This is a genomic window from Shimia sp., from assembly GCF_039969785.1.
GTDB lineage: Bacteria > Pseudomonadota > Alphaproteobacteria > Rhodobacterales > Rhodobacteraceae > Shimia.
This window is the reverse complement of record NZ_JBDVNC010000022.1, coordinates 252,348-266,527: the sequence shown is the minus strand read 5'-3', so window position 1 is coordinate 266,527 and position 14,180 is coordinate 252,348. Positions and strand designations below refer to the sequence as shown.

Sequence of the window (14,180 nt, the reverse complement as noted above, 5' to 3'; positions counted from 1 at the left end):
TGCGTTATCGGATAAATGTTTTCAAAGCTGTGCGGATGCGTTCGTTTTCCGAGTCCAGGAAACCTTGTCCCATTTCATATGATCGCTGCACTTCGATCATGCGAGAGAGTTGAGAAATTGTGTCAACGTTTGAATTTTCGATAAAGCCCTGAACAACTCGGCCAGACTCGAGTGGATCGGCCCCACCTGGCGCATCGAACATTACTGCGCCAACGCGCTTCAATTTCAGAGGTTCAAGGGGTTCAAAAACGCCGATTTGCGCTAGTGGACGGCCGTCGATGCTGATTGTACCGTCAGAGGAAGCGTCGACTCCGTCCGCATCGGGGGGTATGAAAATTGGTGTGCCACCACTGTCCATCACCCGATACCCATCAGGTGTTACCAGATCGCCGTCCCCGTTGGGCGCAAAACTGCCGGCGCGCGTCAGGCGGTCGCCGTTTGGTGTTTCAACCATGAAAAAACCGTCGCCTTCGATGGCGAAATCAAATGTGCCGCCGGTCTGAGTAAGGGTTCCCTGGGCCGCTGAAATACTGGGCAAATTCGCGACCGCCATCGACAGGCTGTCGGATCCGCGTGATGTCTGAATGAACTCGGTAAAAGTAACGCCAGCCTGACGGAAACCTGACGTGCTTGCATTAGCGATATTGTTAGCAATAACTGACATTTCACGGCCCAACCCAGCCTGTCGTGTCAACGTTGTATAGGTTGCATTATCCAAAGCTATCCTCCGGAAATCAGTGGGATCAGATGATCCTGAAAAAAGGCCACAAGCGTTTCGCTCATGAAATTCATGGAAACCCAGAAAACTGCAACAATCGCGAGCAACTTGGGCACAAATGTGAGCGTCATTTCTTGAATCGACGTGAGCGCCTGAAACAAGCCGACAGTAACCCCCGCGAGCAAGGCAACCGTCAGGATTGGCACTGAAATAATCACTGCGATCCAAAGGCCCTGGCGAAGGGTGTCAAAAAATATGGCTTCTTCCAGCATTAAACAGGCATGCGCAGGATTTCCTGATACGCCTCAACCACTTTGTTGCGCACTGTCACGGCGGCCTCGACCGCCAGTTCGGTTTGCGCAAGCGCCTGGACCAACGCATGCGGGTCGGCGTCCCCGGTCATCGCTTGCATTGCAATCTGTTCACCTTCCCGAAGGGTTCCGGCGAAATCTTTTGCGATTTCCGGAAGGGGAGAGTCGTCCGCTTGAGATCTGGAAAGTGGGACTGTTGCAGGCTTGGCTGCGGCATATTTCTGAGAGGCATTTAAATTGCGGATGTCCATTCTGGGTCTCCTTATCTACGCAATAGGTCCATCAGAGCTGTCGACATTTGCCGAGTCTGATCAAACATTTTGAGGTTGGCTTCATAGCTGCGTTGCGCTTCGCGCGCGTCAGCAATTTCAATAACCAGGTCCACGTTAGACCCGGAAAAGTGCCCGGTATCGTCGGCCATCGGATGAGACGGATCAAACACGCGTTTCAGATCCTTTTGGTCCAATCGAACCTGACCTAACTGAACGCCGCCATGTTCAGACTGAGAGTTTGCCTCGAACGCAACTGATTTGCGTCGGTAACCGGGAGTGTCAGTGTTTGCGATATTTTCGGACACGTGCCGCAATCGCGCTGCATGTGCCCGCAATCCGCTGGTACTCACTGAAAACGCTGATGAGAAATCGCTCACTTTGTATCCTTTCTGGAAAACGGGAAGGGGCTATGGGCGCCCGAGTGAGGTGCGTAAAATATTGAGTGACGATTTGTAGATGGCCAATGCGCGATCGTGCTGCCGTTTTACGTCGACGGCCTTCATCATTTCTTCTTCCAGAGAAACGGCATTGCCATTTGGCGCTGCCTGCAAGCTTTCCGTGGAAGCCAAACTGACCGCCCCGTCAAAAGCGCCGCTGAAATGTTTATCCCGGGTAGCTCGCATGGCGCGACCCGAATTATTTGCGCCCGCATCAACCTGAAACGGTTGCAAATCCCGCGCGGCATATCCCGGGGTATCTGCATTTGCCATGTTTTGAGCCACCAGTGCTTGGCGTTTTGCTGCATGCGTGGCCAAGGCGTGTGAGACTTGAAAAATCTCTAATGATTTGAACATCCGGGCTTCTCCCTCGAACGGTATAAATCAAGACTTAACCCTGATTCCTTTAGAAATTGTTTTCATGAACGATATGGAGGCGACCATGGAATCCACAGATATTGCATCACTCGCAGCAGAACTTTCGATTGCACGCCCGGTTCGGCAAATTGGTCGCGTTTGCGCGGTGGAAGGTAATCTTGTGCGTGCGCGCGGATTGGGAACAATTTGCAGCATTGGCGATTTGCTACGCGTGTGGATGCGGGACGGTAGAATTTTGACTGGTGAAGTCATTCAGTTGCACGGCGAAGAAATGACAATGTTACCTGACAATTCGCCTGATGGGGTGTCGATCGGCGATCGTGTGGCGCTTAGGGCGCAAACTGGAATAGCCCCTTCCGATGCGTGGATTGGACGTGTCATAGATCCTTATGGCAATCCGTTGGACGGTGCCCCGTTAATGCGCGGTCCACACACACGAGCACTTAAGGCAAGCCCACCGCCACCGGCGCAACGCCGCGCTCTCGGCGGACGTATCGAAACTGGCATGACCGCCTTTAATACACTATTGCCCATCGTTCGAGGTCAAAGGTTGGGTCTGTTTGCCGGTTCTGGCGTCGGCAAATCCAGTTTGATGGGTAACTTTGCCCGCGAGATGCAGGCTGACGTGGTGGTCATTGCTCTGATCGGGGAACGGGGGCGAGAACTACGAGAATTCGTCGAGAATGTACTGGGAAAAGAGGGGCTTGCACAATCCGTTGTGATTGCAGCGACGTCGGATCAATCGCCGCTTGTTCGTCGCCGATGCGCCTGGGCTGCGATGTCTGTTGCTGAACATTTTCGTGATCAGGGCTTACATGTGCTCTTTCTGGCGGACTCGATCACACGTTTTGCAGAAGCCCACCGCGAAGTCGCGGTTGCGGCCGGAGAGTTACCCGCCTTGCGTGGATACCCGCCTTCGACCTCTCATTTGATCATGTCATTGTGCGAACGTGCCGGGCCGGGTGGAACTGTACACGGTGATATCACAGCAGTTTTCAGTGTTCTGGTTGCTGGATCGGATATGGACGAACCCATAGCGGATATTCTGCGTGGCGTTCTGGATGGCCACGTTGTTCTGGACCGACAAATTGCCGAGCGCGGTCGATTTCCTGCTGTTGATCTGCTGAGATCTGTTTCGCGTAGCTTACCAGCTGCTGCGACAGACAAAGAAAATGCACTGATTTCGGAAACTCGGCGGTTGATCGGAGCCTATGAGCAATCCGCGACAATGATCCGCGCTGGCCTCTATGCTGAAGGTACGGACCCGGCGCTGGATTCTGCCATCCGGGCATGGCCAGAACTGGACAGTTTCATGGGCGAGCTAGGGTCAGTCTCCATCGAAAATGCATTTTCCCGACTCGCGTTGATTTTGCGCCGCGCAGGATCAACACCAGCAAAATCAGGCTAAGGGAATTTAGGTCTGCAACAATGTCAACGCAATCTGAGACGAGTTCATACTGTTTGATCCGGACAATTGTGACATCAGCAAGAATCTTTGAATAAGACCCTCACGAACGTCCTCGGTCGCAAATTGGTCGATTTCGCCATTTCCGGAAAACTGATCCATCTTGTTTCGAAATACTTCTAATTGTTTATCCAGATCCAACTGACCAAAGGAAGAAGGCAAGCCCAATGCCGTTTCAAATACTGACCGAAGTGGTGCAGATCCCATTACAGTGAACCATTTTGCGTCAGCGCTCGTACTCGAATCGGCAATTTCTGACAATTCTCGGGCGGCATTCAAAGCAAGTCGCATGGAGTCATCTTGATCACCGACTGCGGTTTCAAACTGCCGTGTTTGGTATGAAGATACAATCTGGGCCCCAAAATCGGACAGCTTTGTCGAAGGCGTATCGTAGTCTCCGAACCCAAATGCCTTGGAAAATTCAGTATAGCGGGAATCTGCTAATTTGTTGGCCAGCGCGTCAGTCGAAAGTGTTCCTTCTTCCAAAACCGTTCGGATAAAAAAGCGATTGTCGATGTCGGCATCTAATCCAAAAGCCCCCAACGCGACTCGCATCAACCTTCGGTCTGAAACGAGTTCTTCCGCAGTGTCTATAGATCCGATATTGGCGGCAAAATACTCAGTATCCCTCTGCATTGATGGAGTGTTTTGGAGAGCTTCGGTTTGCGACTCGTAGGTCCGTTTTAGGAACGACCAAGCAACCATTCCGCCGCCCGCGATAACAGGTTGGAAAGTCATGCACGACAAGACGCCAGAAGGCGCTCCTCCCTTGGCAACAGAGTGCGCAACGCTTTTAAGCCCTGATAGTGACGTCCCTCCAGGATGGCTTGGGTTGTCATTGTCAGTAATTTACGACTGTCGCTATCAGTCAACACTTGACTAAGCTCCTCCACACTCCGAAGCAGATTAAGCTCTACCTCTTCGGGATTTGAATCTCCGGACAAAACCAACTGCAATGCATAACATGTGCGTTTGACCGGAGTGTTGGCCTCGTACGGATGTATGGCATCGCGCAACCGAAGAATATGTGCATTTGGGGTCATAATGGACAATCGGCTGCGCCGGTTTCCATTCTCGATCACGGCGCCGTTGACCAATACACGCTCTTTCGGACTCAGCTTCAAAACGAGTCCGCTCATTTCGCGGCCCCCCCGCTACGGAGACCGCGCAAAACGGCTGTATTTACTTCCAACAACGGACGAACTGACGCATTTCCGGACAAAACTTTACTACTGTGATGATGCGTAAATTCCGCCAGATAAAACAGCCGAGCTCTTAGGGCTTCAGGCAGACCGTTGTCATTGCCAACAACATCGGTTGCCAAAATTGTCCATAGCTTTCGGTTGTCGTGGATTGCTTCGGCTAAGCCTGAAAACCCAGGTTTTCCCTTTTGGGCCGATATTTTGAGTCGGTGCGTTATCCGGGCGATAGTGTCATATTCTAGTTTTCTGGGTGTTCTTGTGGGAACCGCGGCCCTTGAATAAGCCCTGTGAGCAAGTGAATTTGGCGTCACGTTCTGTCCTTCCTGGAAAATCACGATTTCAGCGTGTCATTGGGCGCGGATTAGCGCGCCCAATGATCCGGTTAACGGAACAGAGACAGTATGGATTGCGGCGCTTGGTTCGCAATTGACAGCGATTGGGTTGCCAGCTGCTGCTGAACCTGAAGTGCCTGAAGCCGGGCGGATGTTTCTTCCATGTCAGCGTCAACCATCGAACCGATGCCAGTTTTCAGTGAATCGGTTAGTTTGGACACAAACTCAGACTGGGTCGTGATCCTGTTTTCCACAGATCCAAATGCTGCGGCGGCATCAATTGAGGAATCGATCAACGATTCGATAGATGCCAGCGCTGATGTTGCCCCAACACCTGTTGATACATCGATTGACGATAACGCACCTAATCCGCCAGATCCGGCATTAATGAACTGCCCGCTCACAGCAAGATCGACCGCTCCGTTGTTTGTGAAATCCAGCGTTCCCGGGCTACCGCTATCATAGTCAACAACAAGGTCAGCGATGCCAAGGGCATCAATGGCATTCTTGAGCCCTACAGCGACAAGGTCTGACGGTGTCGTTGCGGCCTCGTCATCGGCCGTCACAGTGTAAGCCGCGACTTGATCTCCAATACGAATTTCGACCCGATCACCCTCAGCAAATGCAGCTCCGACGGTGTCATCAATGACAATATTGTCGTTGCCGCCCGCCTGATCGAGTGACAATACAACAGTGTCTCCGTCAGAAGACGGTGTGCCGCCCGAAGACCCAAAAATGTCATTGGCCGTGTACCCGCCAGTGGACAAATCCTGAGCTGCCACCGTGATTGAGGACGCAGTTACGTTGCCTGAAGAATCCCGGTCCAAAGAAGCCAGGACGCTGGCGCTGGCCGTCGTCCCATCAACCAAGTTGAGGCCATTGAATTGGGCAGCGCCAACCACAGAATTGATCTGGTCTTTCAGAGCGGTGACGTCTGCGTTTAGCTTGGCGCGATCAACATTATCCTCCTGAGCCGCCACGATTTTGGTTTTCATTTCAGTCAAAAGGTCAGTCACTGTCTCGGATGCCTGACGCGCAACGGCTACGGTCGCTTCTCCAAGAGACAGGCTGTCAGAGATGGATTTGAACCCTTCGACATCCGATTCCATGACTTTGGAAATGGCCCAAACGGCGGAGTTGTCTTTGGCGTCGGATACCTGTTTCCCTGTGGAAATTTGGTTCTGAGTTTCTGCTAAGCTTGCGTTAACATATTTCAACGTTTGCAGCGCAACCATTGCGCTATTGTTTGTCAGAATGCTGGACATGGCATTTCCTTTAATGCATTTGGCGCTTTACGCCAGTTACTGGATTGCGTCCCATGAGACGCTCACGGATGTCATTCTGACGATTGCTGACTGGGAGAGACCCCGGCTTAGCGCCACCCTTGCGGATGCCGGATCACCATGTGCTTTCAAGTGCTAACGGAGTACTAAACTCTAAGTTTCGAATAACAGGCATTTGACATAAATCGAATTTCAGGCACGCCGACCGATCCGCTTAAATTCCGTGATAGCCACAGACAAGCGACGACCTTTGCTGTCGTAAGTTTCCAACGAAACGCGCACACGCCTTAACGCCTCCATCCGGTCCGAAACGGAACGGATGCCCTGCAATGCAGAGTCTAGCAATGCCTGATTTCGCAATGCTTTGGCGCGCAAGTTGCCCAGGGTTTTACCGCCTTTGTCTTCGATCCCGGGCAATTGGTCGAACAGGGCTTGTTTGCGAGCAACCAATTCTGAAACCGACTCCAAATCCCCTTTGAGAAGCACAGAGCGTTCTTCGTCCAAAAGCGAATCCAGAGCATCAAAAACCACGTTAGTCTGGGACTTGAACATCTGATGTCTCCTTTAGTGCGTTATAGAATGCTTCGGTCAGGCCAATGCCGCCTGATCTGACCATCGCACGAGCCTGTTCCATGCGCAGAAATGATGCGAATTGATCTTCGCCTGCACCGCCGCCGAAACTTTCCCTTGGTTTGCCAAATCCAGCTGATTTTAGCATCTCGGCAAGAAAACTAGCTTCCAGGTCTTCAGCCGCCTTTCGTAAAGCTTGACCATTAAAATCGGATTTTTGTCCAATTCCGTCGGTAGAAACATTTGTCGTGATCATGAATATCTCCAAATTGATCCGGATTTTCGCAATCTGCGGCACAAGCAGTAAAGAAGTTGTAAGGAAAACAATGCGAGGGTGATCGAGTCAGAGGAAGAACTCCCGGAGATAACATGCAGACCCAACCTTTTTTGACCCAGCAATATTCGTCGGGTAACAAAATCACGCAGTTAAATGTGCTTGGTTCTGAAATCGTCGGTCCGGAGTTTGGCGCCATATTTGAAGCGGCGCATTTGTCTCCGTCGATACCAGCTCCGTTCCCGGAGGGCCACGCCGCACAAAGAGTCGATAATCATTCAACCGCAATTGTCGATTCTGAAACAAATGCTTGGATCAAAACTAGCAAAAGACTGGATGCCGAGGTTGGAAGAAGAGATCATGCGAATCATCTAAAAACGGACGAGATGGAAATGCCGTCCATCTTGATGGATCACGGGCAACCGTCCCTCGCACTCGAAATCGATCAAGGAACTTGGCCGAAAACCCAAGCAGACGCGTCGAGCCGGCCATTTTTGCTTCGTTCCGAAGATGGCGGCTACTCGGTTCAACTGGGCGCTTTTGACCACAATGTAATAACCGCCGCCGATGCAGATTCTAGTAGGCAATATGTTCAAGACATTCCGCACACTTCAGTATCTAAGTTCGCCTTGGCAATGTCGGGGGAAAGTGAAAACCTGTCTTCATCGGTTGCAATTCGGATCGAAGCGCGCAAGCCACTAAGTGTGAATGACTTGGCTAGTCAAAAACCAAACTTGCTTGAGTTGCCATCTTACGGTCTTCGAATACCTGGCGATGCGGTTGATAACTCGTCGAAACTTGGCGGTGCTTCTTCAGGTTTAGCGTCAAGTTGGAACTATCCGGAAGATGAGTTTCGGCCCCAGCAAAAAGCCAAGATAAGTCCGATGTCTCCTGCGGAAGGGCAGTCAGTGGCAGACGACGCTAAATCTACCTTCAGATCGCGAAATTCTTATTCCGAAGAACCGAGTATTGCGTCTGTTCGATCGGAAACATCACGATCGGTCCTGGCCGGTGGAGACATGATGCCGTTTGCGAAACAATCTAACATCAGATCTGGCAATTCCAAACAAGCGGAAAAACAGTCGGACACAGCCTACGAGCGGACTGGAAATGTGAAAACGTTCAATTCAGTAGAAGGTACTGATTCTGAACGATCTAGATCACCGCTTAAGATAGATGCACATTCACTGAATGCCTTGGACATGAATGATTTCAAAAAAGAATCGGAAGAAGTTAGAAACGACTTGACGCGTCAGTCGCGTTCGAGAAGTCCAATATTAGTGGGGCAGTCACTTAGTAGTGGGGGCGAATTGGACGTGCCTTCAAATGTGGAGTACGGTAGAAGTTACAGTAGTGAAAGTCTTGAGAATGTAAAAATAAAACAACAGGATATCCCCGCTCACTCAGTTTTGTCACTATATCAAAGTTTCGATGATGCAGAGATCAATGGTAAAAAAGTAGATTTTATTGGGCCGCTTATTGATAGTGGGGTATCTGATCTTAGCTTTTCAAGAATTCGAGCAAACTACCAAAATACCGAAAACAAGACGCACTTGTTCAGAGATCCCAAGGTTACCGGCACCTCGGTAGACAAGGCTCGTGATGCCTTGGTACCCGAATTTGCAGCTGTGCCGCCAAAAACAAATCAGATCTTTAATTCATCAGAAATCGTTGCACATGTTACCAGGGTTGGTGGATCCTTTGATCAAAAAGTGAATGAAACTACTTCGTTAGCGTTCTCAGGGCAAAATCCGCATCAACAAAAAACGCAGTCCTTTCCGTCACTTGAAGAAATATATCGAGCAATTCAGAATTCGCGTGAAGAAGGCGCGACCTTGATTGCAAACGCAAGCGGTAGCTCTCACCAGTCATGGCAATTTGACGCGACCACGTCTTCGCAGCCGCGCCTGCTGATTGCGACTGTTTCATCCAGCGCGGTCCTGCGCCAGATTACTGAATCCGTTCAGCCGGTCCGCGACAATTTGATTGAGTTGACGCTTAATCCGCCGGAGTTAGGGCGCGTGCGAATGTCTTTGATCGAGCAAGGTACGTCAATGTCGATCACAATCCATTCAGACAGTTTGGCAACTCACGATCTAATGCGCCGGCATCAGGAAATCCTAAGGCATGAGCTCTTGAGCCAAGGATACGACTCTGTGTCGTTTTCCTTTGAACAAGGTCAGAGTGGCTTTTCTCAAGAGGATCGACAAGACGGTTCTTTCTCAGCTGAGTCTCACGGTATTGACGATGAGCATCTAGTTGCCAAAAGCTTACCAGCCATTGCGCACAGCGGTATCGATATTAGAATCTAGGAGTATTCAATGATTGTTTCCCCGGTAGCCACCCAAACTCAGACAGCTTCCGTTTCAAATTCTTCCGCTGCGTCCGGTGCGACAACCGTCAGTTCTGATTTTGAAACATTCCTGCACATGTTGTCCGTGCAAATGCGCAATCAGGACCCGCTTAATCCAATCGATTCGAGCGACTATGCGGTTCAACTAGCCACGTTCTCCTCCGTAGAACAGCAGGTGTTTACAAACGATTTGCTAACGCAGTTGTCTTTGCAAATGGGGGCAATGGGGATGAGCGATCTTGCTGCTTGGGTTGGTATGGAGGCGAGAGTGACGGGGCCTGCCGAATTTACAGGAGCTCCAGTTGATGTTGTGCCAATTATCGAGAGGCTCGCAGATCAAGCTGTTCTGGTCGTGTTGGATGACGCAGGAGTAGAAGTTCAGCGTTATTCAATTGATGTCGCGTCTCAGTCTTTGGAGTGGTCTGGTGTGGGCGATGATGGATCACCATTTCCAGACGGACTGTATCGTTTTGAAGTTGAAAGCCGCGCCAATGGCAACATTATGGGCACTTATCCCGCCGACGTGTATACGCAAGTATATGAGGCACGGAGCGATCCCAATGGAACAACTTTGATTGGCGCGGGTGGTGTCGAGTTTCTATCGTCGGAAGTGTTATCTCTACGTCGTTCATCCTGACGCTTGCCACTATTGCTTAGCTGATCTAGCGTCTCGGCGTCTTATTCAGTGAGCAGGATGTTGATCAAACCACCAATTTCTCCACCTCTGGCGGTCCACCAAGCCGTTCAGTCGCTGCTGTCAGGGGATGTGCCATTTTTATGGCACCCTTTGTCTGGTGGGCGTACAAATTCGACATGGCTGGGAACCTGCAAAGAACAAAACGTTGTCGTCAAACTATACACAGGGCCTTCGACCAATCTGCTTTTTCCGAACGATCCGCAAGCCGAAGCGCAAATCATGCGCCTGTTGGGGGCATCGTCGCTCGTGCCTAAACTTTTGGGATCGCTGTCCACGCCTGCTGGACGCTGCACTGTCTATTCGCACATTCCCGGTAAAACCTGGTCAACGGATGCCACGCTCGTTGGCGTCATGATGCGCAATCTGCATCATCTTGTTCCTCCTGCTTGGCTGCGGAAAGCTCCCAATGGTAGCTCCGCTTTAATCGCGCAAACTCGGAAAATTCTGGATTTTTGCTCAGGTGCTTCAGAATTGATTGGCTTGACGCCCGAGGGCGGCGTACCTGAATGGGACACCGCAGTGATGCTTCACTGTGACATTGTACCGGGCAATTTAATAGTTAGTCCAACCGGGCTTCATCTGATTGACTGGCAATGCCCAGCCTTTGGGGATCCCTGCGAGGACATTGCAATTTTCTTGTCGCCAGCAATGCAGAAAATCTACAGAGGAGCACCGCTTAGTTCGAGCGAAATAAGTGAATTTTTTGAGGGCTATGCGAACCGTGTCGTTGCAGAACGTTACCGCTCTCTTGCTAGCACCTATCATTGGCGTATGGCTGCTTATTGTTTGTGGCAAAGTCAAAATGGTCGCGAGGACTACCAGAACGGAGTTGAGTTGGAAATTCAGGCAATGCGCAATGCCTTGACCACCTAAATTACTCTGCGTAGTTTCGCTCATGGTGGTAGCCAATTCTGGATCAGACGTCCAATTTGATCTTGGTTGAGAAAGAAATTGATAGATTAGTCACAACCCGAGTTATGTTTGAAGGTCCGGTTAGCGATAGCGCCCAACATGTTGCTAATATTGTTCTATCTGAACCTACTTTGCCCATGAAGTCGGTGGCTAAAACACCAAGTTGAAAACCTGTATTGGGCGGCGTCACGAAGCTGAAACCAGTTTTTCAGCAAGCGCTCCGATTTCCAGATTGGTGTTTCGTTCAAAAACACCCCGGATCAGCCCAAACCAGGTTTCATCGGTAAATTTGGTCAATGGCTCTTCATCGAAATTACTGGTTGGTCACTATCGTGTATAGCGTTGGTTTGTGCGGTGATGGCCGTCAATGCGGCAGCTCTAAATATATGATCAAATTCCCCAAACATGTATCAACTCAAGGAGGGGGTGAGTATATTTCGTTTGAGATTCTGGAGAATTAATTTGATCAAGAATTCGCAACATTGCGGTATGGATTGGCCAAGCGGCACCTAGTAAGTTGGTGGATGATCAAACGGCAGGGCTGAGAGATGTAAATGAAGGGCAATATGAAGACGGAAAGGAAATCTTCTCGCAGGGCCGAGGATCAACACCGAGTCCCGGTTCACCACCAGGTGTATTTACAGCTTCGCGAGGCGGTTCTCTTTGGTGAATTTGTGCCAGGACAGGCGGTGACCATAAAAGGTTTAGTCGAACTTACTGGTGCGGGAATGACCCCAATTCGCGAGGCGATTCGCCGATTGACAAGTGAAGGAGCGCTTGAGTTTAGGGGCAACAGGCGTGTAGTTGTGCCTACACCTTCTGGCGAAGACTTAGACGAGTTGTTATTCCTGCGCGAGACTTTAGAGCCGAAGTTGGCCGCTCTTGCCGCGGAACGCGTATCTGAGCAGGATCTGAACAAACTTGAAATTATTGACTCGAAACTTGACGATGCCATAGCTCAAGGTGACGTAGGTGCCTATCTGCGGCGCAACTATGCTTTCCACGCAAATCTTTATGACATCGCTGAAGCTCCTATTCTAACGGAAATTACGAACAGTCTTTGGCTGCGGTTTGGTCCTTCGATGCGGGTGGTTTGTGGTCAGGTGGGGACGCGGAACTTGCCGGACAATCACAAGCAGGCGCTTGTGGCGCTGGCTTCCGGCAATACAGTTGCAACCGCTGCCGCTATTCGAGCAGATATCGTGCAGGGAATGGAACAGATGCGCGCAGCACTTAACCAAATAGATTCAAGCTGTGAATCGATTGACAGCCAATAATTTGATCATATTCTGCTCGAGCACACTGATATCAAACCGAGGTTTGGTGCCAATACATGAGGTTCGCTATGAATATGATCACTAACCATCTGCCCACAGCGGAACTTCAGGCGTTGGATGCCGCTCACCACATACATCCATTCTCTAATCAAGATGAGCTGGCAGGGCAGGGTGCCCGTGTGATTACATCCGCCAAGGGTGTTATGCTGACTGACAGTGACGGCAACCAATTGCTAGATGCGATGGCCGGGTTGTGGTGCGTCAATATTGGGTATGGCCGCGATGAGTTGGCGGACGTTGCCGCCCGTCAAATGCGCGAGTTACCCTACTATAACACGTTTTTCATGACGACCCATGTGCCGGTAATTGCGTTGTCTGCCAAGCTGGCGGAATTGGCTCCCGGTGATTTGAATCATGTGTTTTTTGCTGGATCGGGATCAGAAGCAAATGACACCAATATTCGAATGGTGCGCCACTATTGGTCTGCGAAAGGCAAGTCGGACAAAACAATCATAATCTCCCGCAAGAACGCTTATCACGGCTCTACTCTTGGCGGGGCCAGCCTTGGTGGTATGATTCCCATGCATCAGCAGGGCGGACTGCCGATCCCTGATATTCACCATATTCCCCAGCCCAACTGGTGGGCAGAAGGGGGGGATATGTCGCCAGATGCGTTTGGTTTGGCGCGGGCCCAGGAGTTGGAAAAGGCGATCTTGGCATTGGGTGAGGATCGCGTTGCTGCCTTTATCGCTGAACCGGTGCAAGGTGCTGGCGGCGTGATCGTACCGCCAGAAAGCTACTATCCTGAAATTCAGCGAATTTGCGACAAATACGAAATTCTTTTGATTTCCGACGAAGTCATTTGTGGTTTTGGCCGCACCGGAAACTGGTTTGGAGCACAAACTGTGGGCTGGAAGCCCGACATCATGACAATCGCAAAAGGTCTCAGCTCAGGATACGCACCCATTGGCGGGTCAATTGTCACTGACGAAATTGCAAATGTCATTGGCGCGACCGAATTCAACCATGGATACACGTATTCTGGACATCCTGTTGCGGCAGCGGTTGCGCTCGAAAATTTGCGGATTCTGGAGGAGGAAGACGTCGTCGGACATGTTCGCGATGTTGCGGGCCCGTATCTCAAACGGAAATGGGAGGCGCTATCTGATCATCCCTTGGTCGGAGAAGCGAAAATAACCGGCATGATGGGATCTGTCGCACTGACACCGAATAAGGCCGCGCGCGCACCATTCGCAGCTAACCCAGGCACAGTTGGGTTGATCTGTCGCGATCATTGTTTTGCCAATGGGCTTGTCATGCGGCATGTCGGCGACCGGATGATCATCGCGCCGCCTTTGGTGCTTCAACCACACGAAATTGATACATTAATCGAGCGCGCGACCCGGGCGCTTGATCTGACACTTGCTCAAATTAAGTCAGATGGCCTTTTCGTTTGACAAATTATTACGCAAAAAAACCGCCCGTTAAACCGCCTTGGCGAATGGTGGAATATCGCGAATAACACTTAGAACAGGCGGTTTTGGGTCGGATTCGGCAGCAAAATGTCGTTATTCGACCTAGTCAGACCATGGACCCGCCTAAACTTATTTATCACGACCCTGTGTTGCACTTACCCTCGTCGGTGTGCTTACACTGAAGAATAAGAGCGGGAAAATCCGCACTAAAACGGGGAGCCGGT

Annotated in this window: 17 protein-coding genes; 6 read left to right on the top strand and 11 right to left on the bottom strand. The window is 50.7% G+C overall.

What is annotated here, in order from left to right; translation table 11 throughout:
• Window positions 1–4: 4 nt before the first annotated feature.
• The 5 genes from ABJI08_RS12485 to ABJI08_RS12465 are packed head-to-tail and all read right to left on the bottom strand — an operon-like array spanning window position 5 to window position 2,095.
• Window positions 5–718: a flagellar hook-basal body complex protein gene (locus ABJI08_RS12485; RefSeq protein ID WP_348402171.1), complete on the bottom strand. Its 714-nt coding sequence runs from the start codon at window positions 716–718 to the stop codon at window positions 5–7.
• A 2-nt stretch (window positions 719–720) separates the two neighbouring features.
• On the bottom strand, window positions 721–990 hold the full coding sequence (locus ABJI08_RS12480; RefSeq protein WP_348402170.1) for a flagellar biosynthetic protein FliQ: 270 nt from the start codon (window positions 988–990) through the stop codon (window positions 721–723).
• Window positions 990–1,280, bottom strand: coding sequence for a flagellar hook-basal body complex protein FliE (gene fliE / locus ABJI08_RS12475; protein WP_348402169.1), 291 nt, complete (start codon window positions 1,278–1,280; stop codon window positions 990–992). The genes ABJI08_RS12480 and fliE overlap by 1 nt, the downstream gene beginning before the upstream one ends.
• Before the next feature lie 11 nt (window positions 1,281–1,291).
• Window positions 1,292–1,678 carry a flagellar basal body rod protein FlgC gene (gene flgC / locus ABJI08_RS12470; RefSeq protein WP_348402168.1) on the bottom strand — a complete coding sequence of 129 codons (387 nt, stop codon included), beginning with the start codon at window positions 1,676–1,678 and terminating at the stop codon, window positions 1,292–1,294.
• A gap of 30 nt (window positions 1,679–1,708) precedes the next feature.
• Entirely contained in the window at window positions 1,709–2,095 is a 387-nt protein-coding gene (locus ABJI08_RS12465) for a FlgB family protein (RefSeq protein ID WP_348402167.1), read from the bottom strand.
• Window positions 2,096–2,180: 85 nt separating this feature from the next.
• On the opposite strand from ABJI08_RS12465, the gene ABJI08_RS12460 reads away from it, so the two are divergent.
• Window positions 2,181–3,524: a FliI/YscN family ATPase gene (locus ABJI08_RS12460; protein WP_348402166.1), complete on the top strand. Its 1,344-nt coding sequence runs from the start codon at window positions 2,181–2,183 to the stop codon at window positions 3,522–3,524.
• 6 nt (window positions 3,525–3,530) lie between these two features.
• Here the strand turns inward: ABJI08_RS12460 and ABJI08_RS12455 are convergent, their stop codons facing one another.
• From ABJI08_RS12455 to ABJI08_RS12430, 6 genes are all read right to left on the bottom strand, one after another.
• Window positions 3,531–4,319: a DUF1217 domain-containing protein gene (locus ABJI08_RS12455; protein WP_348402165.1), complete on the bottom strand. Its 789-nt coding sequence runs from the start codon at window positions 4,317–4,319 to the stop codon at window positions 3,531–3,533.
• A complete protein-coding gene (flbT, locus tag ABJI08_RS12450; protein WP_348402164.1) occupies window positions 4,316–4,720 on the bottom strand; it encodes a flagellar biosynthesis repressor FlbT in 405 nt (134 codons plus the stop codon). Before flbT ends, ABJI08_RS12455 begins: the two co-directional genes overlap by 4 nt.
• The gene (gene flaF, locus ABJI08_RS12445) at window positions 4,717–5,094 is read right to left on the bottom strand and encodes a flagellar biosynthesis regulator FlaF (protein WP_348402241.1); all 378 of its coding nucleotides are present in this window, start codon (window positions 5,092–5,094) and stop codon (window positions 4,717–4,719) included. Before flaF ends, flbT begins: the two co-directional genes overlap by 4 nt.
• A 71-nt stretch (window positions 5,095–5,165) precedes the next feature.
• On the bottom strand, window positions 5,166–6,380 hold the full coding sequence (locus tag ABJI08_RS12440) for a flagellin (protein WP_348402163.1): 1,215 nt from the start codon (window positions 6,378–6,380) through the stop codon (window positions 5,166–5,168).
• 210 nt (window positions 6,381–6,590) lie between these two features.
• The gene (locus tag ABJI08_RS12435) at window positions 6,591–6,950 is read right to left on the bottom strand and encodes a flagellar biosynthesis protein FlgN (RefSeq protein ID WP_348402162.1); all 360 of its coding nucleotides are present in this window, start codon (window positions 6,948–6,950) and stop codon (window positions 6,591–6,593) included.
• Window positions 6,931–7,224, bottom strand: coding sequence for a rod-binding protein (locus ABJI08_RS12430; RefSeq protein WP_348402161.1), 294 nt, complete (start codon window positions 7,222–7,224; stop codon window positions 6,931–6,933). Before ABJI08_RS12430 ends, ABJI08_RS12435 begins: the two co-directional genes overlap by 20 nt.
• A 113-nt stretch (window positions 7,225–7,337) precedes the next feature.
• On the opposite strand from ABJI08_RS12430, the gene ABJI08_RS12425 reads away from it, so the two are divergent.
• From ABJI08_RS12425 to ABJI08_RS12405, 5 genes are all read left to right on the top strand, one after another.
• A complete protein-coding gene (locus ABJI08_RS12425; RefSeq protein ID WP_348402160.1) occupies window positions 7,338–9,554 on the top strand; it encodes a flagellar hook-length control protein FliK in 2,217 nt (738 codons plus the stop codon).
• A gap of 9 nt (window positions 9,555–9,563) precedes the next feature.
• Window positions 9,564–10,232 (top strand): flagellar hook capping FlgD N-terminal domain-containing protein, encoded by a 669-nt coding sequence (locus tag ABJI08_RS12420; RefSeq protein ID WP_348402159.1) that lies wholly within the window; start codon window positions 9,564–9,566, stop codon window positions 10,230–10,232.
• 57 nt (window positions 10,233–10,289) lie between these two features.
• Window positions 10,290–11,165 (top strand): phosphotransferase, encoded by an 876-nt coding sequence (locus tag ABJI08_RS12415; protein ID WP_348402158.1) that lies wholly within the window; start codon window positions 10,290–10,292, stop codon window positions 11,163–11,165.
• Window positions 11,166–11,758: 593 nt separating this feature from the next.
• Window positions 11,759–12,481 carry a GntR family transcriptional regulator gene (locus ABJI08_RS12410; protein WP_348402157.1) on the top strand — a complete coding sequence of 241 codons (723 nt, stop codon included), beginning with the start codon at window positions 11,759–11,761 and terminating at the stop codon, window positions 12,479–12,481.
• A 68-nt stretch (window positions 12,482–12,549) separates the two neighbouring features.
• Window positions 12,550–13,938 carry an aspartate aminotransferase family protein gene (locus ABJI08_RS12405; RefSeq protein ID WP_348402156.1) on the top strand — a complete coding sequence of 463 codons (1,389 nt, stop codon included), beginning with the start codon at window positions 12,550–12,552 and terminating at the stop codon, window positions 13,936–13,938.
• Window positions 13,939–14,180 lie beyond the last annotated feature (242 nt).

Bases quoted from the DNA above. Each gene is read 5' to 3' on its own strand.
- ABJI08_RS12480 (WP_348402170.1), bottom strand. From the start codon at position 990: ATGCTGGAAGAAGCCATATTTTTTGACACCCTTCGCCAGGGCCTTTGG.
- fliE (WP_348402169.1), bottom strand. From the start codon at position 1,280: ATGGACATCCGCAATTTAAATGCCTCTCAGAAATATGCCGCAGCCAAG.
- ABJI08_RS12465 (WP_348402167.1), bottom strand. From the start codon at position 2,095: ATGTTCAAATCATTAGAGATTTTTCAAGTCTCACACGCCTTGGCCACG.
- ABJI08_RS12460 (WP_348402166.1), top strand. From the start codon at position 2,181: ATGGAATCCACAGATATTGCATCACTCGCAGCAGAACTTTCGATTGCA.
- ABJI08_RS12455 (WP_348402165.1), bottom strand. From the start codon at position 4,319: ATGACTTTCCAACCTGTTATCGCGGGCGGCGGAATGGTTGCTTGGTCG.
- flbT (WP_348402164.1), bottom strand. From the start codon at position 4,720: ATGAGCGGACTCGTTTTGAAGCTGAGTCCGAAAGAGCGTGTATTGGTC.
- ABJI08_RS12440 (WP_348402163.1), bottom strand. From the start codon at position 6,380: ATGTCCAGCATTCTGACAAACAATAGCGCAATGGTTGCGCTGCAAACG.
- ABJI08_RS12435 (WP_348402162.1), bottom strand. From the start codon at position 6,950: ATGTTCAAGTCCCAGACTAACGTGGTTTTTGATGCTCTGGATTCGCTT.
- ABJI08_RS12430 (WP_348402161.1), bottom strand. From the start codon at position 7,224: ATGATCACGACAAATGTTTCTACCGACGGAATTGGACAAAAATCCGAT.
- ABJI08_RS12425 (WP_348402160.1), top strand. From the start codon at position 7,338: ATGCAGACCCAACCTTTTTTGACCCAGCAATATTCGTCGGGTAACAAA.
- ABJI08_RS12420 (WP_348402159.1), top strand. From the start codon at position 9,564: ATGATTGTTTCCCCGGTAGCCACCCAAACTCAGACAGCTTCCGTTTCA.
- ABJI08_RS12415 (WP_348402158.1), top strand. From the start codon at position 10,290: ATGTTGATCAAACCACCAATTTCTCCACCTCTGGCGGTCCACCAAGCC.
- ABJI08_RS12410 (WP_348402157.1), top strand. From the start codon at position 11,759: ATGAAGGGCAATATGAAGACGGAAAGGAAATCTTCTCGCAGGGCCGAG.
- ABJI08_RS12405 (WP_348402156.1), top strand. From the start codon at position 12,550: ATGAATATGATCACTAACCATCTGCCCACAGCGGAACTTCAGGCGTTG.